18 protein-coding genes are annotated in these 24,556 nt (G+C 56.1%); 8 read left to right on the top strand and 10 right to left on the bottom strand.

Going from position 1 to position 24,556, the window contains the following annotated elements:
• The first annotated feature begins 15 nt into the window (after positions 1-15).
• The gene (gene glgP, locus BH714_RS13855) at positions 16-2,463 is read left to right on the top strand and encodes a glycogen phosphorylase (protein ID WP_014171981.1); all 2,448 of its coding nucleotides are present in this window, start codon (positions 16-18) and stop codon (positions 2,461-2,463) included.
• A gap of 87 nt (positions 2,464-2,550) precedes the next feature.
• Here glgP and glpD read toward each other — a convergent pair whose 3' ends face one another.
• Entirely contained in the window at positions 2,551-4,059 is a 1,509-nt protein-coding gene (gene glpD, locus BH714_RS13850; RefSeq protein WP_025202849.1) for a glycerol-3-phosphate dehydrogenase, read from the bottom strand.
• Between the two features lie 251 nt (positions 4,060-4,310).
• Between glpD and glpE the strand changes: the two genes are divergently transcribed.
• Genes glpE through BH714_RS13830 form a run of 3 tightly spaced genes read left to right on the top strand, consistent with a single transcriptional unit; the run spans position 4,311 to position 6,296 of the window.
• Positions 4,311-4,643: a thiosulfate sulfurtransferase GlpE gene (glpE, locus tag BH714_RS13840; protein WP_020884562.1), complete on the top strand. Its 333-nt coding sequence runs from the start codon at positions 4,311-4,313 to the stop codon at positions 4,641-4,643.
• A gap of 47 nt (positions 4,644-4,690) precedes the next feature.
• Positions 4,691-5,521, top strand: coding sequence for a rhomboid family intramembrane serine protease GlpG (gene glpG / locus BH714_RS13835; RefSeq protein WP_032679123.1), 831 nt, complete (start codon positions 4,691-4,693; stop codon positions 5,519-5,521).
• A gap of 16 nt (positions 5,522-5,537) precedes the next feature.
• Positions 5,538-6,296 (top strand): DeoR/GlpR family transcriptional regulator, encoded by a 759-nt coding sequence (locus BH714_RS13830; RefSeq protein WP_008503060.1) that lies wholly within the window; start codon positions 5,538-5,540, stop codon positions 6,294-6,296.
• Between the two features lie 83 nt (positions 6,297-6,379).
• On the opposite strand, the gene malT is transcribed toward BH714_RS13830, so the two are convergent.
• Positions 6,380-9,085: an HTH-type transcriptional regulator MalT gene (gene malT, locus BH714_RS13825; protein WP_020884564.1), complete on the bottom strand. Its 2,706-nt coding sequence runs from the start codon at positions 9,083-9,085 to the stop codon at positions 6,380-6,382.
• A 585-nt stretch (positions 9,086-9,670) separates the two neighbouring features.
• Here malT and malP point away from each other — a divergent pair.
• Together malP and malQ are read left to right on the top strand one after the other, a co-directional pair.
• Complete coding sequence (gene malP, locus BH714_RS13820) at positions 9,671-12,064, top strand: maltodextrin phosphorylase (protein WP_025202851.1); 2,394 nt, start codon at positions 9,671-9,673, stop codon at positions 12,062-12,064.
• A 9-nt stretch (positions 12,065-12,073) separates the two neighbouring features.
• On the top strand, positions 12,074-14,155 hold the full coding sequence (gene malQ, locus BH714_RS13815) for a 4-alpha-glucanotransferase (protein WP_025202852.1): 2,082 nt from the start codon (positions 12,074-12,076) through the stop codon (positions 14,153-14,155).
• A gap of 52 nt (positions 14,156-14,207) precedes the next feature.
• Here malQ and gntT read toward each other — a convergent pair whose 3' ends face one another.
• The 3 genes from gntT to gntX all read right to left on the bottom strand — a co-directional run bounded on the left by gntT (position 14,208) and on the right by gntX (position 17,152).
• The gene (gntT, locus tag BH714_RS13810) at positions 14,208-15,524 is read right to left on the bottom strand and encodes a gluconate transporter (RefSeq protein ID WP_014171973.1); all 1,317 of its coding nucleotides are present in this window, start codon (positions 15,522-15,524) and stop codon (positions 14,208-14,210) included.
• 307 nt (positions 15,525-15,831) lie between these two features.
• On the bottom strand, positions 15,832-16,407 hold the full coding sequence (nfuA, locus tag BH714_RS13805; RefSeq protein ID WP_003861601.1) for a Fe-S biogenesis protein NfuA: 576 nt from the start codon (positions 16,405-16,407) through the stop codon (positions 15,832-15,834).
• Positions 16,408-16,468: 61 nt separating this feature from the next.
• Complete coding sequence (gntX, locus tag BH714_RS13800) at positions 16,469-17,152, bottom strand: DNA utilization protein GntX (protein ID WP_040018214.1); 684 nt, start codon at positions 17,150-17,152, stop codon at positions 16,469-16,471.
• Between the two features lie 36 nt (positions 17,153-17,188).
• Here gntX and bioH point away from each other — a divergent pair, with 36 nt between their 5' ends.
• Entirely contained in the window at positions 17,189-17,962 is a 774-nt protein-coding gene (bioH, locus tag BH714_RS13795; RefSeq protein ID WP_040018212.1) for a pimeloyl-ACP methyl ester esterase BioH, read from the top strand.
• Positions 17,963-18,073: 111 nt separating this feature from the next.
• Entirely contained in the window at positions 18,074-18,343 is a 270-nt protein-coding gene (locus tag BH714_RS13790; protein ID WP_025202855.1) for a YdgH/BhsA/McbA-like domain containing protein, read from the top strand.
• A 30-nt stretch (positions 18,344-18,373) separates the two neighbouring features.
• Here the strand turns inward: BH714_RS13790 and feoC are convergent, their stop codons facing one another.
• From feoC to greB, 5 genes are all read right to left on the bottom strand, one after another.
• Positions 18,374-18,613: a [Fe-S]-dependent transcriptional repressor FeoC gene (gene feoC, locus BH714_RS13785; protein ID WP_014171968.1), complete on the bottom strand. Its 240-nt coding sequence runs from the start codon at positions 18,611-18,613 to the stop codon at positions 18,374-18,376.
• A gap of 10 nt (positions 18,614-18,623) precedes the next feature.
• Positions 18,624-20,942, bottom strand: coding sequence for a Fe(2+) transporter permease subunit FeoB (feoB, locus tag BH714_RS13780; RefSeq protein ID WP_040018210.1), 2,319 nt, complete (start codon positions 20,940-20,942; stop codon positions 18,624-18,626).
• A gap of 30 nt (positions 20,943-20,972) precedes the next feature.
• Complete coding sequence (gene feoA, locus BH714_RS13775) at positions 20,973-21,200, bottom strand: ferrous iron transporter A (RefSeq protein ID WP_020884570.1); 228 nt, start codon at positions 21,198-21,200, stop codon at positions 20,973-20,975.
• Between the two features lie 292 nt (positions 21,201-21,492).
• Positions 21,493-23,823: a Tex family protein gene (locus BH714_RS13770; RefSeq protein WP_040018209.1), complete on the bottom strand. Its 2,331-nt coding sequence runs from the start codon at positions 23,821-23,823 to the stop codon at positions 21,493-21,495.
• An 88-nt stretch (positions 23,824-23,911) separates the two neighbouring features.
• Entirely contained in the window at positions 23,912-24,385 is a 474-nt protein-coding gene (greB, locus tag BH714_RS13765) for a transcription elongation factor GreB (protein ID WP_014171964.1), read from the bottom strand.
• Positions 24,386-24,556 lie beyond the last annotated feature (171 nt).

Genomic DNA, 24,556 nt, shown 5'->3' with positions numbered 1-24,556 from the left:
GGCGAAGTTACTGATATGAATGCTCCTTTTAGCTATTCTTCACCCACGCTCAGCGTTGAGGCGTTAAAGCACTCTATCGCCTATAAGCTGATGTTCACCATCGGGAAAGACCCGGTCATCGCCAACAAACACGAGTGGCTGAACGCCACGCTGTTTGCCGTGCGTGACCGCTTAGTGGAACGCTGGCTGCGCTCTAACCGCGCCCAGCTCTCGCAGGAAACGCGGCAGGTTTATTACCTGTCGATGGAATTTTTGATTGGCCGCACGCTGTCCAATGCGCTGTTGTCGCTCGGTATCTATGACGACGTCAAAACCGCACTGGAAGAGATGGGGTTAGATTTAGAAGAGCTGATTGACGAAGAGAACGACCCGGGCCTCGGTAACGGCGGCCTGGGGCGTCTGGCCGCCTGTTTCCTGGACTCGCTGGCGACGCTGGCCCTGCCGGGCCGCGGCTACGGGATTCGCTACGACTACGGTATGTTCAAACAGAACATCGTGGAAGGCCGACAGAAAGAGTCTCCGGACTACTGGCTTGAGTACGGCAACCCGTGGGAATTCAAACGACACAACACGCGCTACAAAGTGCGCTTTGGTGGCCGTATTCAGCAGGAGGGAAAAAAATCCCGCTGGGTTGAGACGGAAGAGATCCTGGCCGTGGCCTATGACCAGATTATCCCCGGCTACGACACCGATGCCACCAATACCCTGCGCCTGTGGAGCGCCCAGGCCAGTAGCGAAATCAATCTCGGTAAATTCAACCAGGGCGACTATTTTGCGGCGGTGGAAGATAAAAACCACTCTGAAAACGTCTCCCGCGTACTTTATCCGGACGACTCGACCTATTCCGGACGCGAACTGCGTCTGCGTCAGGAGTATTTCCTTGTGTCCGCGACGATTCAGGACATCCTGAGCCGTCACTATCAGCTGCACAAAACCTACAGTAATCTGGCGGAAAAAACCGCGATTCACCTCAACGACACCCACCCGGTGCTTTCGATCCCCGAGCTTATGCGTCTGCTGATCGACGAGCACAAGTTCAGCTGGGATGATGCGTTTGAAGTGACCTGCCAGGTCTTCTCGTACACCAACCACACCCTGATGAGCGAAGCGCTGGAAACCTGGCCGGTCGACATGCTCGGTAAAATTTTGCCGCGCCATCTGCAGATTATCTTTGAGATTAACGACTACTTCCTGAAGACGCTGCAGGAGCAGTATCCGAACGATACTGGCCTGCTGAGCCGGGCTTCAATCATTGATGAATCCAACGGTCGCCGCGTGCGTATGGCCTGGCTGGCGGTGGTGATCAGCCACAAGGTGAACGGGGTTTCCGGACTGCACTCGAACCTGATGGTGCAGTCGCTGTTTGCTGATTTCGCGAAGATCTTCCCGACGCGTTTTTGCAACGTGACGAACGGTGTTACCCCGCGTCGCTGGCTGGCGCTGGCTAACCAGCCGCTCTCCGACGTCCTGGACGAACATATTGGCCGCACCTGGCGTACCGATTTGAGTCAGCTGGGCGAGCTTGAACAGCACCTGGATTTCCCGGCGGTGAACAAAGCCGTGCGTGAAGCCAAGCTTCTGAACAAGAAGCGGCTGTCGGTGTATCTTGCGCTGCACCTGAACGTGGTGGCCAACCCGAAAGCGTTGTTTGATGTGCAAATCAAGCGTATCCATGAGTACAAGCGACAGCTCATGAACGTGCTGCACGTCATCACGCACTACAATCGCATCAAAGCCGACCCAACGGCCGACTGGGTGCCACGGGTGAAAATCTTTGCCGGTAAGGCGGCGTCGGCATACTACATGGCGAAGCACATTATTCATCTCATCAATGATGTGGCGAAGGTGGTCAACAACGATCCGGATATCGGTGACAAGCTGAAGGTGGTCTTTGTCCCGAACTACAGTGTGAGTCTGGCGCAGCTGATCATTCCGGCGGCGGACCTGTCTGAGCAGATTTCCACGGCCGGTACGGAAGCCTCTGGCACCAGTAATATGAAGTTTGCCCTGAATGGCGCACTGACCATCGGTACGCTGGATGGCGCGAACGTTGAGATGCTTGAGCATGTCGGGGCAGAAAATATCTTTATCTTCGGTAACACGACGGAGGAGGTGGAGGCGCTTCGCAGGAAGGGCTACTCGCCGCGCGAGTACTACGAAGAAGATGAAGAGCTGCGCCAGGTGTTGACGCAAATCGCCACAGGCGTGTTTAACCCTGAAGAGCCGAGCCGCTATCGCGATCTGGTCGATTCACTGATTAACTTTGGTGACCACTATCAGGTGCTGGCGGATTACCGCAGCTATGTCGACTGCCAGGACAACGTGGACGAGTTGTACCGTCAGCAGGAGAAGTGGACCAGCGCCGCGATGCATAACATCGCCAATATGGGGTATTTCTCATCAGACCGTACTATCAAAGAATATGCTGAAACTATCTGGCATATTGATCCCGTGCGGTTATAAAAAAACAGAGCCGGGTGGCGGCTTCGCCTGACCCGGCTTATGCGATCTGCAGGCCCGGGAAGCGTAACGCCACCGGGCTTTTTTACATCACGATGCTAATGACAGCTCACGCTTTCCCGCGTTCTGCGCCAGCCACTGCGCCACGCGCGACTGCTGCTCGGCATCCAGCCACATCCCTTCTTTGGTACGACGCCAGATGGCATCATCCAGGCGGCGCACCCACTCGTTCTCAACCAGATAGCGCAGTTCGGCTTCGTAGAGTTCGTGACCGAAATGTTCACCCAGGTCGGCAAGCGTTTTGGCTTCACCCAGGATCCATTCCGTATTACTGCCGTAGGTACGGGCGTAGTGACGCGCCATCCCTTCGGTGATGAACGGGTAGCGACGGCGTAGTTTCGCGGCATAATCATCGCGGTTATCCCCGATATCGCCGCCAGGCAATACGGCACCTTTAGTCCAGGCCGGGCCAATGCCTTTGTAGTACGGCACCAGTTTTTCCAGCGCGTGTTCGGCCAGCTTACGATAGGTAGTGAGCTTGCCGCCAAAGACCGACAGCAACGGTGCCTGGCCGTCCACGTCATGAATATCCAGCGTATAGTCGCGGGTGATGGCCTGTGGTGAGTCCGATTCGTCATCACACAGCGGACGCACGCCGGAGTAGGTCCAGACCACGTCATCGCGTGCCAGCTGTTTTTTGAAGTGCGCGTTATACACTTTCAGCAGGTAGCTGACTTCACTTTCGTCGATCTCGACATTTTTCGGATCGCCTTTGTACTCCACGTCGGTGGTGCCGATGATGGAGAACTCGTCCATCCACGGGATCACAAACACGATACGTTTATCTTCGTTTTGCAGGATATAGGCCTGCTTCTGGGTATGCACGCGTGGCACGACAATGTGGCTGCCTTTGATCAGGCGGATGCCGTACGGCGAAGGCAGGTGCATTCCCTCATCAAAGAACTGTTTCACCCACGGACCGGTGGCGTTTACCAGGCCGCGCGCTTTCCAGCTGAACTTCTCGCCGGTATCCACGTCTTCCGCTTCAACAATCCACAGGCCGTTTTCACGACGGGCAGCCGTGGCGCGGGTGCGGGTTTTCACCTCGCCGCCCTTTTTCACCACCATCTGCGCATTGGCAAGAACCAGACGCGCATCGTCTACCCAGCAGTCGGAATATTCGAATCCGCGCACGATTTCAGGTTTAAGGACCGATTCTGAGCCAAAACGCAAACCGGTCGATCCTGGCAGGCTGGTACGTTTGCCCAGATGATCGTACATAAACAGACCGATTCGAATCATCCACGCCGGACGCAGATGCGGGCGGTGGGGCAGGCGAAAGCGCATCGGAATCGCCAGATGCGGGGCCATTTTCAGCAGCACTTCACGTTCGGCCAGGGCTTCGCTGACCAGGCGGAATTCGTAGTGTTCCAGGTAGCGCAGGCCACCGTGGATCAGTTTGGAGCTGGCGGACGAGGTCGCGCAGGCGAGATCGTTAGCTTCCAGCATCAGCACGGATAAACCGCGTCCTGCAGCATCGGCCGCAATCCCGGCACCGTTGATGCCACCGCCTATCACAATCAGATCTTTGGTTTCCATAACACCCTCACGCACTTTCGTTAAAGCTCAGAAATGTTCGATATCGCTCATAATAGCAAAGGAACGCGCTTTTGGTAACATCAAAAAAACAATTTAGAGTGATATGGATAACATAATGGCGTTTACCCGCCGCCAGGACGTACACTACGGGGTAAAATAGTGCCGCTTGATGCCCTCGCCCAACCTTCTCACTTCAGGAGAGAGTGGGGTGAGAGGAAGCGCACCACACCTGAATATAAGATGAGAGCACCATGGATCAGTTTGAATGTATTAACGTAGAAGAAGCCCATCAGAAAATGCACCAGGGAACGGCTGTGCTGGTGGACATCCGCGATCCACAGAGCTTTGCGATGGGCCACACGCCAGGCGCGTTCCACCTGACCAACGACTCCCTGGGCGCGTTTATGCGCGATAACGATTTCGACACGCCGGTGATGGTCATGTGCTACCACGGTAACAGCAGTAAAGGTGCAGCGCAGTACCTGCTTCAGCAGGGCTACGATGCGGTTTACAGTGTCGATGGCGGCTTCGATGCCTGGCATCGTCATTTCCCGGCAGAAGTTGAATACGCGTTTGAGCGCTGATACCGCTATACTGTCCCCTTTTGTGTGGAAATAAGCGACGGCTGCCCATGTTGATGATCACCTCTTTTACCAACCCGCGCGTCGCCCAGGCGTTTGTCGACTATATGGCGACGCAGGGCGTTATTCTGACCATCCAGCAACATCATCAGACCGATGTGTGGCTGGCCGACGAGAGCCAGGCCGCGAGGGTAAATGAGGAGCTGGCGCGATTCCTTGAGAACCCCGGCGACCCGCGCTATCTGGCCGCAAGCTGGCAATCAGGCCAGACGGGCAGCGGGCTGCACTATCGTCGTTTTCCCTTCTTTGCCACCGTGCGCGAACGCGCGGGTCCGTTTACGCTGCTGCTGATGGCGGCCTGCATTATCGTGTTCATTATGATGAACGTGGTCGGCGACCAGAGCGTCATGATCGCCCTGGCATGGCCCTATGACCCTTCACTGGACGTTGACGTCTGGCGCTATTTTACCCACGCGCTGATGCACTTCTCGGTGATGCATATTCTCTTTAACCTGCTGTGGTGGTGGTACCTTGGCGGTGCCGTCGAGAAGCGTCTTGGTAGCGGGAAGCTGATTGTGATCACCGTCATCAGTGCCCTGTTGAGTGGCTATGTGCAGCACAAATTCAGCGGCCCGTGGTTTGGCGGATTATCAGGTGTTGTGTATGCCCTGATGGGCTACGTCTGGCTCAGAGGTGAGCGCGATCCTGAAAGTGGCATCTATCTGCAACGCGGGTTAATAACCTTTGCGTTAATATGGCTAATTGCCGGATGGTTTGATCTGTTTGGTATGTCTATCGCCAATGGTGCACACGTCACCGGGCTGGCCGTTGGGCTGGCGATGGCGTTTGCCGACACGCTCCATGCGCGAAAACGAACATAATTCTCAGGGATAATTGATGAAACAAACACAACGTCATGACGCCATTATCGAACTGGTTAAAAAACAGGGATATGTCAGCACCGAAGAGCTGGTCGAGCAGTTTGCCGTCAGCCCGCAGACCATTCGTCGTGACCTGAACGACCTTGCCGATCAAAACCGTATTCTGCGCCACCACGGCGGGGCGGCGCTGCCGTCCAGCTCGGTCAACACCTCATGGCATGACCGTAAAGCCACGCAAACGGCGGAGAAAGAGCGCATTGCGCGGAAAGTCGCCAGCCAGATCCCTAACGGGGCGACGCTGTTTATTGATATCGGCACCACGCCGGAAGCGGTCGCCCATGCACTGCTGGATCATGAAAACCTGCGCGTTGTGACCAATAACCTGAATGTCGCGAATACCCTGATGCAGAAAGACGATTTCCGCATCATTCTTGCGGGCGGCGAGTTGCGCAGCCGCGACGGCGGCATCATCGGTGAAGCGACGCTCGACTTTATCTCTCAGTTTCGTCTCGATTTCGGCATTCTCGGGATCAGCGGTATCGACAGCGATGGCTCCCTGCTGGAGTTTGATTATCATGAAGTCCGCACCAAGCGCGCGATTATTGAGAATTCACGCCACGTTATGCTCGTGGTGGACCACTCCAAGTTTGGCCGTAACGCGATGGTGAATATGGGCAGCATCAGCATGGTTGATGCGGTTTATACCGACGTGATGCCGCCGGCAGGCGTGATGCAGGTGATTAAGGATAATAATCTGCAGCTGGAACTGTGCTGACGTAAAAGCAAAACGGCAACCGAAGGTTGCCGTTTTTAGTTTCTGCAAAACAGGCCGGGTGAGGGCACCCACGCGCACCGGAATTACACGCCGTACCCCATCATCTTCAGCAGCTGCTGTGCATGCTGCACCGCATCCTGACGATGGGCGACGCCCAGCTTCTGATAGAGATTGCGGATATGGGTTTTGATGGTGGTCGCCGCCACCGCCAGTTCACCGGCGATCTGCTCGTTGCTGTAGCCTGAGTAGATCAGCCCCAGCACCTGCCATTCGCGCTGAGTGAGCGGGCTGGTGCGGATCAGTTCCGGTACTTCCGGATGGTTCAGCAGACGTTCAACGAAGTTCTCATCAAAGTGTGCAAACTTATGGCGATGGTGCTGGTTAATCTCGCGCAGAATACGCTGGGCACGATGCTGATCCAGCTCTGGCAGCGTATTGAGTTGAATCAACTGTCGCAGCTGCTGGGCCATCACTTCACCTTCAATGACAAAGTGGCTGATAAACCCGGTGCGGTTCGCCAGCTGCAGCGCTTCCAGCAGGACGCGCTGGGCATCGTTTTTGCGGCCCGCCTGCCAGTAGAGCTGGTTCAGCAGAAGCAGGTTACGGTTGAGATCGCTCATCAGCCGCAGGCTGCGGGCGTTTTCATTAAGCTCTTCCAGCACGATTTCGGCAGGTTCTAATTCACCGAGCAGGATCTGGACGCGGGCAATGTTGCGCCACTGGCTCTGCAGGAAGTGGTTGTTGGCAAATTCCGGTTTAGGGGTCTGACGTAACCAGTTGGCGGCGGATTTTTTGTCGCCGGTCATCTGCCAGTAAATCACCCGCACCTTATCGGCGTTGGACACCCAGTCGCTGTGGTACTGACCGTTACCGAGCAGGTTTTCCAGACGGTTAAGGTGGTTGCGGGCGTTATCAAGATCGCCACGCGCCAGCGAGCACTGAACCAGCAGCGCCAGACACTGCAATTGCTGCTGTGGCTGGAAGCTGGAGAGAACGTCCACACCCTGACGGGCGCAGCTTTCCGCTTCATCCAGACGCGACCATGCCCAAAGGAGCTGTGCACGAATGCGCAGCAGGAACTCGTGCATCGGCAGCTGTTCCAGATGCTGCTCACGAATCAGCTGGAAGGCCTTTTCCTGATTTTCCCAGGCGGCCTGCAGGAACCCCTGCGCAAACAAAATTTCACTTTGCTGGATCAGGCTCCACAGCGCGTAATGCCAGACATCGTGGCGGCGGGCCATCTGTTCAGTTTGTTGCATGAGCGAAAGGGAGCGCGTCAGCTCGCCTTTGCAGTGCAGAACTTCACCGTGTACCGAGGTGGCCACAATACGGCTGTAGAAATTGGCCAGCGGCAGTTCATCCAGCGCAACCATCGCCAGGCGCTCTGCCTCTTCCGGGTCACCGTCGTTAATCGCCACCTGCGCCCGCAGGGCGTTGAATTCGCCGTGCAGGGTGGCATCCATATCGCTTTCCATCTCCTGCTCGGCACGTGCCAGCAGGGTATTTACTTCACTGTAGCGATGCTGGCTCTGCATCAGCCAGGCCTGCAGCAGCACCAGGCGCGGATTCTCCAGCAGGCTCTCCCACGGCAGGGCTTTCAGTGACTCTTCAAGCAGCGTCAGCTCGCTGTGGTTAAACAAGCCCCATGCGTGGTTAAGGAGGATATCGCGCAGCATGCCGGCATCACCGGCGGCAAGCGCGTGGTGAATCGCCTCGCTCGGGAAACCTTGCGCCATCCAGCTTTCGGCGGCGGCGCGATGGATTTCCGGCAGTTCCGTCGCAAGCTCCCACTGACAGCGCTGGCGCAGGAAGCTGCCGAACAGTGGGTGATAGCTGAACCACTCGCCGGGATCGTCCATTCGGGTCAGGAACAGGCCCTGGCGCTCAATCTCTTCCAGCTGCAGCTGACCGTTTTCACAGCCGGTCACGCGCACGATCAGCGCGTCGTTCATGGAACGCAGCAGAGAACTTTTGAGCAGGAAATTTCGGGTCGACGGATCAACGCTGTTCAGCACTTCGTCGACGAGATAATCAGAAAGATGGCTCGCGTTAATCCCCGCCAGGCGACGCGCAGACTGGTGCGTCGGGCTGTTATTTTGCCGGGCAGAGAGGGCAATCAGCTGCAGCGCCGTCGCCCAGCCGGCGACATCATCACACAGGCGGCTGCTTTCGGAGGCCTCAATTGGCGAGTTCAGTCGACAGTCAAAGAACTGTTTGGCTTCCTGATGGGTAAAGGCCAGCTGCTGGCTGCCGACTTCCAGCAGCTGATCGCGCACGCGCAGGTTGGCAATGCCCAGTTGTGGCAGGTTACGCGACAGCACGACCAGGGTCAGGTTTTCCGGCTGATGACGCAGGAAGAAACGCATCGATTCATGGATAACCGGGTTAGTGATGAGATGATAATCATCAATCACCACGTACAGCGGGCGATGCCATTCGGCCAGTTCGATAAACAGCTGTGAGAAAAGGGAAGACAGACTGGCGTACTGGCGCTTTTGCACCATGACCTCACTGGCGACGCAGTGTCCGTTGGTTGCCTGCTGAATGGCGGCAATCAGATAGCTGGCAAAACGCTCTTGCTGGTTATCGCCCTCATCAAGGGAGTACCAGCCAAGGTCGCTCTTACCTGCGGCCCATTGCGAAATGAGCGTAGTTTTTCCATAACCTGCAGGGCTCGTAACCAGCGCCAGTCGGAAATTATGCGCGCCGGAAAGTTTAGCCAGCAGACGCTCGCGGACCACTGTATGGTCAAGACGAACCGGGCGACTTAATTTAGACGGAATCAACATAGTTTTCACTTCACTGTGGGGAACGAGAGAATTTATTTTTTTTGCGCTTCGTAATTAATAGCTATAAGGTCGGCCAGAAAGAGAACTATTGCAAGTTATGTCTGGGTTTTGTGGCTCTGAATTTGCACTCTGTCACAAAACATTCAGGCGAGTACCGGAACTTTTCCAGAATGGCTTTAACACCGCGTCAGCGCTGGCTTGTCCAAGTGTCACACGGTTACGCTGAAACTGGTTTCAGAAAGGTATAGTGACGTCAAATTTAATAAAGTTCGGGTAAAGTTGAGTGAGATTAATAATCCCCTTAGGTAAGGCCCCATTGCAGAAATATTATTCTGCGTAAGTAATCATTTCGGCGCGGATTAATTTCATCCGAAACTGTATTTCATTTTTTTGACATTCTCCCCGGTTATCTTTTTTTCTTCCTGGCACACTCACACTATGCTCTCAGAGTGGCCTTGATCACACTTTTATGCTCATCCCCGCTACTCCTCCCTGCCTAATCCCCTGCGGGATGAGGAAGAGGCGAAATGAGCCTGGCACACTAGCGCCAACATGTGTTTTCTCTCTACAGGATGCCAATTCCCTATGTCACAGCCTACCTTTAACAAAGCTCAATTCCAGGCTGCCCTGACGCGTCAGTGGCAGCGTTTTGGCCTTCACGCTGCAAACGAGATGACGCCTCACCAGTGGTGGCAGGCAGTGAGCGGTGCGCTCGCGGAGCAGCTGGATGCTCAACCGTTGGCAAAACCGGCGAAAGACCAGCGCCACGTTAACTACATCTCAATGGAGTTCCTGATTGGCCGTCTGACAGGTAACAACCTGCTGAACCTCGGCTGGTATCAGGAGGTGGGTGATGTGCTGAAAGAGCATGACATTAACCTGACTGACCTGCTGGAAGAAGAGATTGATCCGGCGCTGGGTAACGGTGGTCTGGGACGTCTGGCGGCCTGTTTCCTTGACTCGATGGCCACCGTCGGTCAATCGGCCATTGGCTACGGTCTGAACTACCAGTACGGCCTGTTCCGTCAGTCGTTTGCTGATGGTCATCAGATGGAAGCGCCGGATGACTGGCACCGCAATACTTACCCCTGGTTCCGCCACAATGCACAGCTTGATGTGCAGGTAGGCATTGGTGGTAAAGTCACGAAGCAGGGGCTGTGGGAGCCTGCGTTTACCCTGACCGGCGAAGCCTGGGATCTGCCGGTGCTGGGCTACCGTAACGGCGTGGCGCAACCGCTGCGTCTGTGGCAGGCAAAGCACGCTCATCCCTTCAACCTGACCAAATTCAACGACGGCGATTTCCTGCGTGCCGAGCAGCAGGGGATCGACGCTGAGAAACTGACCAAAGTCCTTTACCCGAACGACAACCATCTGGCGGGCAAGAAACTGCGTCTGATGCAGCAGTACTTCCAGTGTGCCTGTTCCATTGCGGATATTCTGCGTCGTCATCACCTGGCGGGCCGCAAGCTGGCGCAGCTGCCGGACTTCGAAGTGATCCAGCTTAACGATACGCACCCGACGATTGCGATTCCTGAACTGCTGCGCGTGCTGATTGACGAGCACCAGCTGAGCTGGGATGACGCGTGGGCGATCACCAGCCGTACGTTTGCCTACACCAACCACACCCTGATGCCTGAAGCGCTGGAGTGCTGGGATGAGAAGCTGGTGAAAGCCCTGCTGCCGCGTCATATGCAGATCATCAACAAGATTAACGACGCGTTTAAAAAGCAAGTGGATAAAACCTGGCCGGGCGACAAAGCGGTGTGGGCGAAGCTGGCTGTGGTACATGACAAACAGGTGCGCATGGCGAACATGTGCGTGGTGAGCGGTTTTGCGGTGAACGGTGTGGCGGCGCTGCACTCGGATCTGGTGGTGAAAGACCTGTTCCCGGAATACCACCAGCTGTGGCCGACCAAATTCCATAACGTGACCAACGGCATCACGCCGCGTCGCTGGATTAAGCAGTGCAACCCGCTGCTGGCCGGCCTGCTGGACAAAACCCTGAAGAAAGAGTGGGCCAACGATCTGGACCAGCTTATCAATCTGGAAAAGTATGCCGACGACGCGGCATTCCGCGAGCAGTACCGCGCCATTAAGCTCGAAAACAAAGTGCGTCTGGCGCATTTTGTCAAAGCGCGTACCGGGATTGAGATCAACCCGAACGCCATTTTCGATATTCAGATCAAACGTCTGCATGAGTACAAACGCCAGCACCTGAACCTGCTGCATATTCTGGCGCTGTATAAAGAGATCCGCGAGAACCCGCAGGCTGACCGCGTACCGCGCGTGTTCCTGTTTGGGGCGAAAGCCGCACCGGGCTACTACCTGGCGAAAAACATTATCCTCGCCATTAATAAAGTGGCCGCGGCCATCAATAACGATCCGAAAGTGGGTGACAAGCTGAAGGTGGTGTTCCTGCCGGACTACTGCGTCTCTGCAGCTGAGATGCTGATCCCGGCGGCGGATATCTCCGAGCAGATCTCCACGGCAGGGAAAGAAGCTTCCGGTACCGGCAACATGAAGCTGGCGCTGAACGGTGCGCTGACCGTCGGTACGCTCGACGGCGCGAACGTCGAGATCGCCGAAAAGGTGGGGGAAGAGAACATCTTTATCTTCGGCCATACCGTCGAAGAAGTGAAAGCCCTCAAGGCCAAAGGTTACGACCCGGTGAAATGGCGTAAGAAAGACAAAGTTCTTGATGCGGTTCTGAAAGAGCTGGAAAGCGGCAAGTACAGTGACGGCGATAAACATGCCTTTGACCAGATGCTGCACAGCATGGACAAACACGGCGGTGACCCGTATTTGGTCATGGCGGACTTTACGGCCTATGTGGACGCGCAAAAACAGGTCGATGTGCTGTATCGCGACCAGGAAGCGTGGACCCGGGCGTGCATTCTGAACACCGCCCGCTGCGGGATGTTCAGTTCTGACCGCTCAATCCGTGATTATCAGGCTCGTATCTGGCAGGCAAAACGCTAAGGAAGCGCGATGGAGAGTAAACGTCTGGACAGTGCCGCGCAGGCGGCGGGGATCAGCCTCAGTTACATTAATGCTCACGGCAAACCACAGTCTATTGGCGCCGACACCAAAAGACGTTTGCTGGATGCCATGCACAAGACCGACGCGAAAGCGTCGGTTGCTCCGGTGCCGAACGTGAAGGTGTTTACCGCCGGTAAAAAGATGCCGCTTACGGTAAACGGGCGCGGCGAATTTAGCTGGCTGCTCACGACCGAAGAGGGGCAACAGCACAAAGGCCACGCCACCGGTGGCAAAGCGCTTAACCTTCCGGCAAAACTGCCGGAGGGCTATCACACGTTAACCCTCACGCAGGACGACCAGCGTTTTCATTGTCGGGTGATTGTTGCGCCAAAACGCTGCTATGAGCCGCAGGCGTTGCTCGAGGGTAAAAAGCTGTGGGGGGCCTGCGTGCAGCTCTACACGCTGCGCTCTGACAGCAACTGGGGTATCGGCGATTTTGGCGACCTGAAAAAGATGCTGGCGGATGTGGGCGAGCGTGGCGGTGCGTTTATCGGCCTCAACCCCATTCATGCGCTCTATCCGGCGAACCCGGAAAGTGCCAGTCCGTACAGCCCGTCATCCCGTCGCTGGCTGAACGTGATTTACATTGACGTGAATGCCTTAGACGATTTCAAAAGCAGCAAAGAGGCGCAGGCGTGGTGGAACCTCACGACCACTCAGCAGGCGCTGAAGCAGGCGCGCGAGACTGACTGGGTAGACTATGCCACCGTCACCGCACTGAAAATGGCCGCGTTACGTCTGGCGTGGAAAGGTTTTTCGCAGCGTGATGACGAGCAGATGTCGGCTTTCCGCCAGTTTGTGGCCCAGGAAGGCGAGAGCCTTTACTGGCAGGCGGCGTTCGATGCATTGCACGCTTATCAGGTAAAAGAGGACGAAATGCGCTGGGGCTGGCCGGTATGGCCGGAAGCGTATCAATCTGTCGATACGCCCGAAGTGCAGGCGTTCTGCAAAAAGTATGCTGACGAGGTGGACTTCTTCCTCTGGCTGCAGTGGCTGGCTTACAGCCAGTTTGCCGCCTGCTGGCAGGTGAGCCAGGGCTATAAAATGCCGATCGGCCTGTACCGCGATCTGGCCGTTGGCGTGGCGGAAGGCGGGGCGGAAACCTGGTGTGACCGCGAGCTTTATTGCCTGAAGGCCTCCGTGGGCGCACCGCCGGATATTCTTGGCCCGCTCGGCCAGAACTGGGGTTTGCCGCCGATGGATCCGCACGTCATGGCTGCGCGGGCTTACGAGCCGTTTATCGACCTGCTGCGCGCCAACATGCAAAACTGCGGCGCGCTGCGAATTGACCACGTGATGTCCGTCCTGCGTCTGTGGTGGATCCCTTATGGTGAAACGGCTGACCACGGCGCGTATGTACAGTATCCGGTTGACGATCTGCTCTCGATCCTGGCGCTGGAGAGTAAACGTCATCAGTGCATGGTGATCGGCGAAGATCTCGGTACCGTGCCGGTTGAGATTGTCAGTAAGCTCCGCGACAGCGGTGTTTACTCCTATAAAGTGCTCTATTTTGAAAACGACCATGAGAAAACCTTCCGCGCGCCGAAAGCGTACCCTGAACAGTCAATGGCAGTCGCGACGACGCATGACCTTCCTACGCTTCGTGGCTATTGGGAAAGCGGCGATCTGACACTCGGTAAAACGCTGGGTCTGTATCCGGATGAAGAGGTCTTACGTGGGCTGTATCAGGATCGCGAGCTGGCGAAGCAAGGGTTGCTTGATGCGTTACACAAGCATGGCTGCCTGCCGAAACGCGCCGGGCATAAGGCATCACTGATGTCGATGACGCCTACACTCAACCGCGGATTGCAGCGCTATATTGCCGACAGCAACAGTGCCCTGCTGGGTCTGCAGCCGGAAGACTGGATTGATATGGCGGAGCCGGTGAACATTCCGGGTACCAGCTATCAGTACAAGAACTGGCGTCGCAAATTGTCCATCACGCTTGAGAAGATGTTTGCCGATGACGGGGTGAACAGGCTGATTAAGGATTTGGATAAGCGCAGAAAAGCGGTGGGTAAAACGCGGTAGTCTCACAGAGAGAAGAAAGCCGGGTAAGCGCAAGCTACCCGGCTTTTTGATATCAGATAACCATGTTCAGCAGCAGAACCCCGACCAGACCACACACCGAAATAATGGTTTCCAGTGCAGACCAGGACTTGATGGTTTCACCGATAGTCAGGTTGAAATATTCCTTGAACAGCCAGAAGCCCGGATCGTTCACGTGAGAGAAAATCACGCTACCGGAACCTACCGCGATAACCATCAGCTCAGGGCTCACGCCCGTCGTCGCAATCAGCGGCGCAACGATACCACCGGCGGTGATTGCTGCAACGGTTGCAGAGCCGAGCGCGATACGCAGCACCGCAGCGATAGACCACGCCATCAGCAGCGGTGACACATTGGTTTCATGCATCATGGCCGCGATGTATTTATCCACGCCGCTGTCGACCAGCACCTGCTTGAACGCACCGCCACCACCGATAATCAGCAGCATCATGGCAATGATTTTGATGGAAGAGGTCAGCGTGTCGTTAATCTGATCCATTGAACGACCACGGTTCAGGCCGAAGGTGAACATCGCAATCAGTACCGCAATCAGCGTCGCCATCACCGGGTCGCCCAGGAACTCGGCAACGGACAGGAACGGGTGGCCTTTTGGCAGGATCATTTCCGCCACGGCACGCATCGCCATCAGGATGACCGGCACCAGAGAGGTCCAGACGCTGACGCCAAAACCAGGCATCTCTTCTTCCGTGAAGGTTTTCGCGCTGTACAGACCTTCCGGGATAGGCTTATCAATCCCTTTCAGGAAGCGGGCATAAACCGGGCCGGCCAGGATCACCGTCGGGATTGCCAGAATCGTACCGAACAGCAGGGTTTTACCCATATCGGCATGGAAGATGGTGGCGATCGCGGTTGGACCCGGGTGTGGTGGCAGGAAACCGTGCGTAACGGACAGCGCGGCGGCCATCGGTACACCGACATACAGCAGTGGAATGTTCGCTGCCGCTGCGATGGTGAACACCAGTGGCAGCATCAGCACGAAGCCCACTTCATAGAACAGTGCGAAACCGACGGTAAACCCGGTTAACACGACCGCCCACTGAATATTCTTCTTACCAAATTTGGCAATCAGCGTGGTGGCAATACGCTGGGCGCCCCCACAGTCTGCCAGCATTTTGCCGAGCATAGCGCCAAAGCCCATGATCAGTGCCAGGCTACCGAGCGTGCCGCCGACACCGGCTTTAATGGAGCTGATGACTTTCACCAGCGGCATCCCTTGCATCAGACCGACTGCAAGTGCCACCAGAACCAGAGCGATAAACCCGTTCATTTTGAAACGGATCATCAAGAGCAGTAATAACACAACACCGATAGCAACGATGACTAATGGCATGATTTACCTGGCCTTTGAATTGTTATGGGTAACGTCATTGTTTCAACGACAAATTCCGATTGTCCCAACTGGGAACAGAGTGTTAACGGCACTAATACTGTTGCCTTGGAAACTATTAAGTTTAGTCGGCTGTTATGAAGGTGCTTAGTGCCCACGAGAATGATACGGGTAACATGTCGTGGTTGAGAATCACCCTGGGGGGCTAAATTTGAATTATGAGACGCAGGTCAACATATGGGGAGGCAAGGCAGGGAGGGGAAAGCAGGCCCGGTAAGCATAGCGCCACCGGGCAAAAGCAGGCGGACGCTTAGTAGTAAGAGTGCTCGCCGCGCTGGTGTTCGGTCAGATCGCGCACACCTTTCAGTTCCGGGAATTCGTTCAGCAGCTGCTTCTCGATCCCTTCTTTCAGCGTGACATCAACCATTGAACAACCGTTACAGCCGCCGCCGAACTGCAGGATCGCCAGGCCGTCTTCAGTGATTTCCATCAGGGAAACACGACCGCCGTGGCCCGCCAGCTGTGGGTTGATCTGAGACTGCAGCAGGTACTCGACGCGCTCCATCAGGGGGGCATCGTCAGACACTTTACGCATTTTGGCGTTTGGCGCTTTCAGGGTCAGCTGAGAACCCAGCTGATCGGTGACGAAGTCGATCTCCGCATCTTCAAGATACGGTGCGCTCAGCTCATCAACGTAAGCCGTGAGCTGTTCGAATTTAAGGGCAGTGTCAGTCGCTTCCACTGCGTCCGGAGGACAATAAGAGACACCACATTCTGCATTCGGAGTGCCTGGATTGATCACAAACACGCGGATCTGCGTCCCTTCTTCCTGATTTGCCAGCAGTTTGGCAAAGTGCGCTTGTGCAGAATCGGAAATACGGATCATAGCTTTGGCCTAATAGTTGACTAAATTACCTGGGTATAATCATACGCCCATTGAAGAAGGGCTACAAGGTACGGCACAGACACCATACCTGAACCGACGCGGCGCCGCTTTGCAAAAGCAGTCGGGAAAGTTCAGCAACGGTACTGCCTGTGGTGACGACATCATCCACAATCGCGATATGGAGGCCTTTGACCGGGAATTCAAGACGAAAGGCATTTTTGAGGTTCCTTTTGCGAAGCCGGGCCGTGAGCTGATGCTGGATAGCTGTATTATGGACGCGTTTGAGCGCACGGGCGTCGTACCGGCAACCGAGCCATCGCGCGAGCGGGCGGCAAAGCAGGTCACTTTGGTTGTAGCCGCGTCGCCAGTGTCGGCGACGGTATAAAGGCACGTTAACCACCATGTCGATGTTCGGCAGGCCGCGGGTGCGTCGCGCCTGTAAAACGGCCAGCAGTAACAGGCGGGCGAGGGGACGCGCCAGCACACTCTGGCCGGCAAACTTCAGCGCATGTATAAGGCCGCTTAACGGCGCAACATAATCATCCACAGCCACCAGGGCACACCACGGCGGCGCTTTTTTCAGGCAGCGGCCGCAGGGAGCGTCTCGCCCGGTGGCATTTAGCCCACACTGCGGACACGTCATCGCCTGCCTTTTCAGCGAGCGGGTGCAAACGGAGCAGACGCCCCATGCGCTGAGGGCAAGCGGCATCCGGCATAGCCAGCACAAGCCAGGCACTGTTAACATGTGCAACCTCCATGTGAAAAAAGAGAACAGTAACTGATGAAGACGCTGTGGTGGCAGACTGTAGGGACGGGAAATTGCCATCTTGTGCTGCTGCACGGATGGGGCCTGAATGCCGAAGTATGGAATTGCATAACCGGGGAACTCGCCTCGCAATTTACCCTGCATCTGGTGGATTTACCGGGCTTTGGCCGCAGCCGCGGCTTTGGGGCAATGTCGGTCGAGGAGATGGCGCAGCAGGTTCTGGACGCTGCGCCGCAACACGCCATCTGGCTGGGCTGGAGCCTGGGCGGGCTGGTGGCGAGCCAGATTGCGTTGACCCATCCCGAGCGCGTGCGTGCGCTGGTCACGGTAGCCTCGTCACCGTGCTTCAGTGCAAAGGACGACTGGCCGGGCATAAAACCGGATGTGCTGGCCGGGTTCCAGAAACAGTTGAGCGAAGACTTCCAGCGGACCGTTGAGCGTTTCCTGGCCCTGCAGACAATGGGAACCGACACCGCGCGTCAGGATGCCAGAGCGCTGAAGCAGACCGTGCTTTCCCTGCCGATGCCGGACGTTGAGGTGCTTAACGGGGGGCTTGAGATCCTCAAAACCGTCGATTTACGTGAGCCGCTGGCCGCGCTGGCGATGCCGCACCTGCGTATCTACGGCTACCTCGACGGGCTGGTGCCGCGAAAAGTGGTTCCAGTGCTGGATTCACTCTGGCCACAAAGTGAGTCTCTGGTGATAAACAAAGCCGCGCATGCGCCGTTTATCTCTCATCCGGCGGAGTTTTGTTCAGCGCTGATTGCGTTAAGTCAACGTTTAGACTGATTATTTTCTATCCAGCCTGGAAAAAGTTTCACACCGCAACCATACTCCAGATGTCGTTGCGGTTGTTCTGCCTACGATAATCAAAACAACAATCCTATGGAGAGTCAGGCTATGAAACTTGTTACAGGTATCGTCACTTCTCTGGTTATTGGGTCACTTTCATTTGGCGCCTTTGCGGCACAAGAGCTGGAAAAAGATAAAGTTGCCGGGATGAATCTGACCAAAGTTGGTGAGATTTCTACGTCTGACACGACCGCGCCGATGGACGCCAAAAAAGAGCTGTCTAAGAAAGCGGATGAGCTGGGTGGGAAGTACTACGTCGTCACCAGTGCAGAAAAACAGACCAAAAACGTGCGCGCAACGGCGGACGTCTATAAGTAATACGATAATGCCGGGCAGCGATGCCCGGCTTTATGCGCGCAGTGCCCACCACTCTCTGAGGCAGGCTTTTCCTTCCGGGCAGCTTTTACAACTGCCGGACAGGCAGCCCTCCGCCTCTTCCTGAATACGCACCGCTTTTCCCATGGCTTCCAGTCTTTCCAGCATGGCATCGATCATCGGCTGTGGCGTATGCAGGGTGAGGCTTAGCTGTTTCGCCTCCATTCGCCCTTGTAACGCCAGCAGGTCACGTACCTGAATCAACGATGCCATGGCTTACCCCTTAGTGACAGTCGCCCGCCGGGCTTTTGCAGCAGGTGGCAGCCGTTTTGCGGTTTGCCAGCAGGTTGATATCAACCCGGCTGCGTGCCCGGCGTAGCAGGCCGAGAACGAGCACGTTAAACAGCACAACCGCCAGGATGCACACCAGGCTATACCGCGGGTGCTGGCTAAAGTTAACGGTCTGATAAAAGAGCGTCGCCAGCGAGTACGCGATGTTGAGCCCCCACAGAATGGAGAAGCCCATCCAGCCACGGCTGGACTCGCGGGCAATCGCGCCCATGACGGAGATGCACGGAATATAGAGCAGAACAAAGATGAGGTAGCTGTAGGCCGCAGAGGCGCTGCCAAATTTCTCGCTCATCACGCCCATGGCACCCGTTGCCATTTCGCCGTCACCTTTACTGGCCTCGATAGGGTTCGCCAGCACGCTCAGACTGAAGGTGTCTTTCAGGCTCTGCCATGTCTCTTCGACGGCACCCAGCAGTTCGTTACCGAGATGAAACTCTGCCGGATTGAACGCTTGCTCCTGGATGTTCTCCGCGGTGTAAAGCGTATTCAGGGTCCCGACGACCACCTCTTTCGCCATCGCACCGGTGAACAGACCGACGGTCGCCTGCCAGTTATCGTCATGGACGCCGATCGGTTTGAAGACCGGGGTTATGACGCGGCTGACGGAGGCGAGGGCGGAGTCGTTGATGTTATCCGCAGCCTGTCCGCTCAGGGTGAAGCTGTTCAGCGCGCTCAGGAAAATACTCACGATAACAATCACTTTACCGGCACGCAGGACGAAGCCTTTCAGGCGCTGCCAGGTCTGGATCACTAGGCTTTTAAGATGGGGGACGTGGTAGACCGGCAGTTCCATAACGAACGGCGACGCTTCGCCGCGCATGATGGTGTGTTTCAGCATCAGCCCCGTGAGAATGGCCATGACGATACCCAGCACGTACAGCGAGAAGACCGCCAGCGCCCCCTGCTGCCCAAAGAAGGCCGCGGCAAAGACCGCGAAGATAGCCAGTCGCGCACCGCAGGACATAAACGGTGCCATCATAATGGTCATCAGACGTTCACGCGGCGCATCCAGCGTACGGGCACCCATAACCGAGGGCACGTTACAGCCGAAGCCCACGATCAGCGGCACGAAGGATTTGCCCGGCAGACCGAGCGCCTGCATCAGGCGATCCATGACGAAGGCGGCGCGCGCCATGTAACCGGAATCCTCAAGGAAGGAGAGGAACAGATACATCATGCCGATTTGCGGCACCAGAGGCAGTACGGTGTTGATACCACCGCCAATCCCCTGGGCAAGGAAGATGGTCAGCCATTCCGGGAAATGCAGGGTGTAACCCACCCACTGAATGCCATGAACAAAGATAGCAACGGAACCGGCATCGAAAATCGGCTGGAGTGCGCCACCAATGTTAATGGCGAGCAAGAACATCAGGTACATCACCAGCAAGAAGACCGGCAAACCGAGGAAGCGGTTAAGCACAACCTTATCCACGGCCGCGGTGAAGCGGCTCGGTTCCGCCGTCAGGGCGTTACTGACCACGTCGCAAATCGCGGCGATGGCCTGATAGCGAGCATCAGCGATATGCAGGGCCGGGTCATCCAGCTCGTCGCTCAGACGGGCGAGGACCACGTCCAGTTTATCTGCCGCATGACCAGCATAGGCGCGGCTGTAGATATCCCCTTCCAGCATTTGCAGGCCGAGCCACAGGCGCTGTTTCGCGGGCATGCTTTTGTCCATCTCTTGCGCCAGCAGATCCGCTTCGCGCAGGAGCGGCTGGGCGTAGTGCACCAGCTCAACGTTACGATTTCCCGCGTGGCGATCGATAGCCAGTTTCAGGGCATCAATACCGCGGGCGCGCGTCGACACCAGCGGAACGACCGGGCACCCCAGCCGTGCGGAGAGGGCATCGACGTCGATACGCAGTTTCTGTTTCTCTGCAATGTCGAGCATGTTGAGCGCCACGATGCAGGGAATGCCCAGCTCCAGCAGCTGCAGCGTCAGGTAGAGGTTACGCTCAAGGTTTGAGGCATCAACCACGTTGATAAGCAGATCCGCGTCGCCGCTAAGAATATAGTGACAGGCAATCTGCTCATCGAGCGAAGTTTGCGAGGAGATCGTGGTTAAGGAGTACGTGCCGGGCAGGTCAACCAGCGTGACCTGGTGATCTGTTGTTGAGAACAGGCCTTCTTTGCGTTCAACCGTTACGCCAGCCCAGTTACCGACGCGCTGGCGCGCACCCGTGAGCTGGTTAAATAGCGTTGTCTTGCCGGAATTAGGATTGCCAATTAAGCCAATAGTTAATTTTTTCATTTTTCTGGACTCACTGAAACCGCTGGCTTGTTATCGGGATAAAGCTTCGACTTCTATTAATGCGAGATCTTTTTTACGCAATACCAGATTTACGCGTCGGGTTTCGATATGCACCGGATCACCTAACGGGGCGACGCGCACGACCTGAAATGACGAGCCGGGCAGCATGCCCAGCGACAGCAGCTTTTGTCGATAGGCCGGGCTAATTTCGTGGGTAAAACCGGTAATTTTCCATGCACTGTCTGGAGTGAATTGCATAATGCCTGATTCCACGAGAGGTTAAAATATCTACTATGGGATGATAATGAGAATAGTTTTTATCAGCAATAATAAAACTGTGACGGAATGTTGTTTGCGGTATTAATTTACGGCCTGTTTGACCTTGCTCAATATTTACTGATTCTGCGGCAGGGAGAGGAACGGCTTATTTGTTAATAGTGTGATCACTGGTGGTTGAAATATAGATATACAACCGGTTTCATATTTTACAATTAATTTCGGCGGGATAACGGCCCGGTGAGTGACGCATCACCGGGCCTTTTTTATGCGGTTAGCGTTTCTTACCCATTGCTGCCGCCAGCGCATCCATCATGGCGCTGTTGCCCGCAGGCTGGGCGTCACGTCCGCGTGGCTTCGCCGCTTTTGCGGCCGGGCGCTGCTGCTCGCGTCCGCCGCCGTTACTGCCGCGGCGCGCGTTGGCTTCACCTGGCTGCTCGTCCAGACGCATCGTCAGGGCGATACGCTTACGCTGCAGATCCACTTCCATCACCTTCACCTTCACAATGTCGCCCGCTTTGACCACGGTATGCGGATCTTCAACGAATTTATCGGCAAGGGAAGAGATGTGGACCAGACCATCCTGGTGCACGCCGATATCGACAAACGCGCCAAAGTTGGTGACGTTAGTGACCGCCCCTTCGAGTACCATGCCCGGAAGCAGGTCATTCATGGTTTCAACGCCGTCGGCGAAGGTCGCGGTTTTAAACTCAGGACGCGGATCGCGGCCCGGTTTTTCCAGCTCTTTGATGATGTCCGTGACCGTCGGCACCCCGAACTGTTCGTCGGTAAAATCGACCGCCTTCAGGTTGCGCAGCGCGCTGCTGTCGCCCATCAGGTCTTTCAGCGCCTGCTGGGTTGCGGCCAGAATGCGTTCCACTACCGGGTACGCTTCCGGGTGAACGGTTGAGGCATCCAGCGGGTTATCGCCGTGGTTGATGCGCAGGAAGCCTGCGCACTGCTCAAACGCTTTTGGCCCCAGACGGCTCACCTTCAGCAACTGCTGGCGGTTCTGGAACTGGCCGTTTTCATCACGCCAGGCAACGATGTTTTGCGCCATCATGCGGGTTAAGCCCGCCACGCGGGTCAGCAGGGGAACAGAGGCCGTGTTCAGGTCAACGCCGACGGCGTTTACGCAGTCTTCCACGACCGCATCCAGCTTACGGGCCAGCTGAGTCTGGCTCACGTCATGCTGATACTGGCCGACGCCGATGGATTTCGGGTCGATCTTAACCAGCTCCGCCAGCGGATCCTGCAGACGACGGGCGATAGAAACCGCACCGCGCAGGGAAACGTCCAGGTCCGGGAACTCCAGGGCGGCCAGTTCAGACGCTGAATAGACGGAAGCGCCCGCCTCGCTGACAATCACTTTCTGTGCGGTGACTTTCGGGAACTGTTTCTGCACATCGAGGTAGAAACGCTCGGTTTCACGGGAGGCCGTACCGTTGCCGATGGCCACCAGCTCCACGTTGTATTTCTCGCACAGCGCCGCAACCACGACGGCAGCCTTCGCCGCCTGGCCGGTATGCGGATAAATGGTATCGGTAGCCACCAGCTTGCCGGTACCGTCAACCACGGCCACCTTTACGCCGGTACGCAGACCCGGATCGAGACCCATGGTGGCCCGCAGGCCGGCAGGTGCGGCCATCAGCAGGTCGTGCAGGTTACGGGCGAAGACGTTGATTGCTTCGTCTTCGGCGCGTTCACGCACGGTGCCCATCAGTTCGGTTTCGAGGTGCATCAACACCTTGATGCGCCACGTCCAGCTCACCACGCCTTTGCGCCAGCTGTCTGCCGGCGCGTTGTTCAGGCGCAGGCCGAGGTGGTCGATAATGATCTGCTCGCAGTGGCTCTCTTTTGGTGGCTCGTCAAACTGTGGATCGGCATTCAGGGAGAGCTGGAGCACGCCTTCGTTGCGGCCGCGGAACATCGCCAGCGCGCGGTGTGAAGGGGTGGTAGAGATGGGTTCGTGATGATCGAAATAATCGCGGAACTTGGCGCCTTCTTCCTCTTTCCCGCTGACCACGGTAGAGACGATGTGGGCGTTTTTCCACAGATAGTCACGCACTTTCGCGAGCAGGGCGGCATCTTCGGAGAAGCGCTCCATCAGAATGTAGCGCGCGCCGTCGAGTGCGGCTTTGGTGTCTGCGACCCCTTTATCGGCATCGATAAACTTCGCGGCTTCGGTTTCCGGGTCGTGGGACGGTTCGTTCCACAGCAGTTCGGCCAGCGGCTCCAGGCCTGCCTCAATGGCAATCTGTCCACGGGTGCGGCGCTTCGGTTTATACGGCAGATAAAGGTCTTCGAGTTCGGTTTTGCTCAGGGTGCCGTTGATTGCGGTTTCCAGATCGCTGGTCAGTTTTCCCTGTTCGCCGATGGATTTGAGGATCGCCTGACGACGGTCTTCCAGTTCGCGCAGGTAACCGAGACGGGTCTCCAGGTTACGCAGCTGCGTGTCATCCAGACCGCCGGTGACTTCCTTACGATAACGTGCAATAAACGGCACGGTGTTCCCTTCATCAAGCAGGCGAACGGCAGCTTCTACCTGTTCGGCTCTGGCCTGAAGTTCACCCGCAATAATGCGGCAGAGCGAATCTTTCATCATGGCTTTATCATCTGTTGAGTCGAAAAAATCAGGGGATAGTTATACGGGCTGACACGGCAAAATGCCAGCCGCGGAGGGCGCTCTCGGACTATTTAACGTACGTAATTTCGTTGACGTACCAGCTGGCTTCGCCGCCAGGGGTCTGAACGACGGCCAAATCGCCCACTTCCTTTTTCAGCAGCGCACGGGCCATTGGTGAGTCGATAGAGATGTAATCCTTACGACCAAAAATTTCGTCATAGCCGACGATACGAAAACGCAGGGTGTCACCATCGTCGTTCTCAATCTCGACCCACGCGCCGAAAAACACTTTGCCTTCCTGCTGTGGGGAGTAATCCACTATTTTGAGGTTCTCAAGGCATTTGGTCAGATAGCGGACCCGGCGGTCGATTTCACGTAACCGTTTTTTGTTGTACTGGTAGTCAGCATTTTCACTGCGATCGCCCAGGCTTGCGGCCCAGGTCACTTTCTTGGTCACTTCAGGACGCTCTTCGCGCCACAGGTAATCCATCTCTTTTTTGAGTTTCTCATACCCTTCGCGGGTGATCAGGGGCGTTTTCATGGGGTGACCTTAAGACTCGACATCATTGCATTCTTTGCGCACATTACGTATCACGTAGTCTAACAGACAACGTTAATAATGATTTATGTGATGAAATGTGCAGATAAGCTGCTGTTAAATATGCTTTGTAACAATTTCGACTAGAATTTATACCAGAATTAGCTGGTCGAA

This window comes from Enterobacter ludwigii (genome assembly GCF_001750725.1).
Taxonomy (GTDB): domain Bacteria; phylum Pseudomonadota; class Gammaproteobacteria; order Enterobacterales; family Enterobacteriaceae; genus Enterobacter; species Enterobacter ludwigii.
The sequence above is the reverse complement of the archived record's forward strand: the minus strand, read 5'-3'. Positions and strand labels throughout refer to the sequence as shown.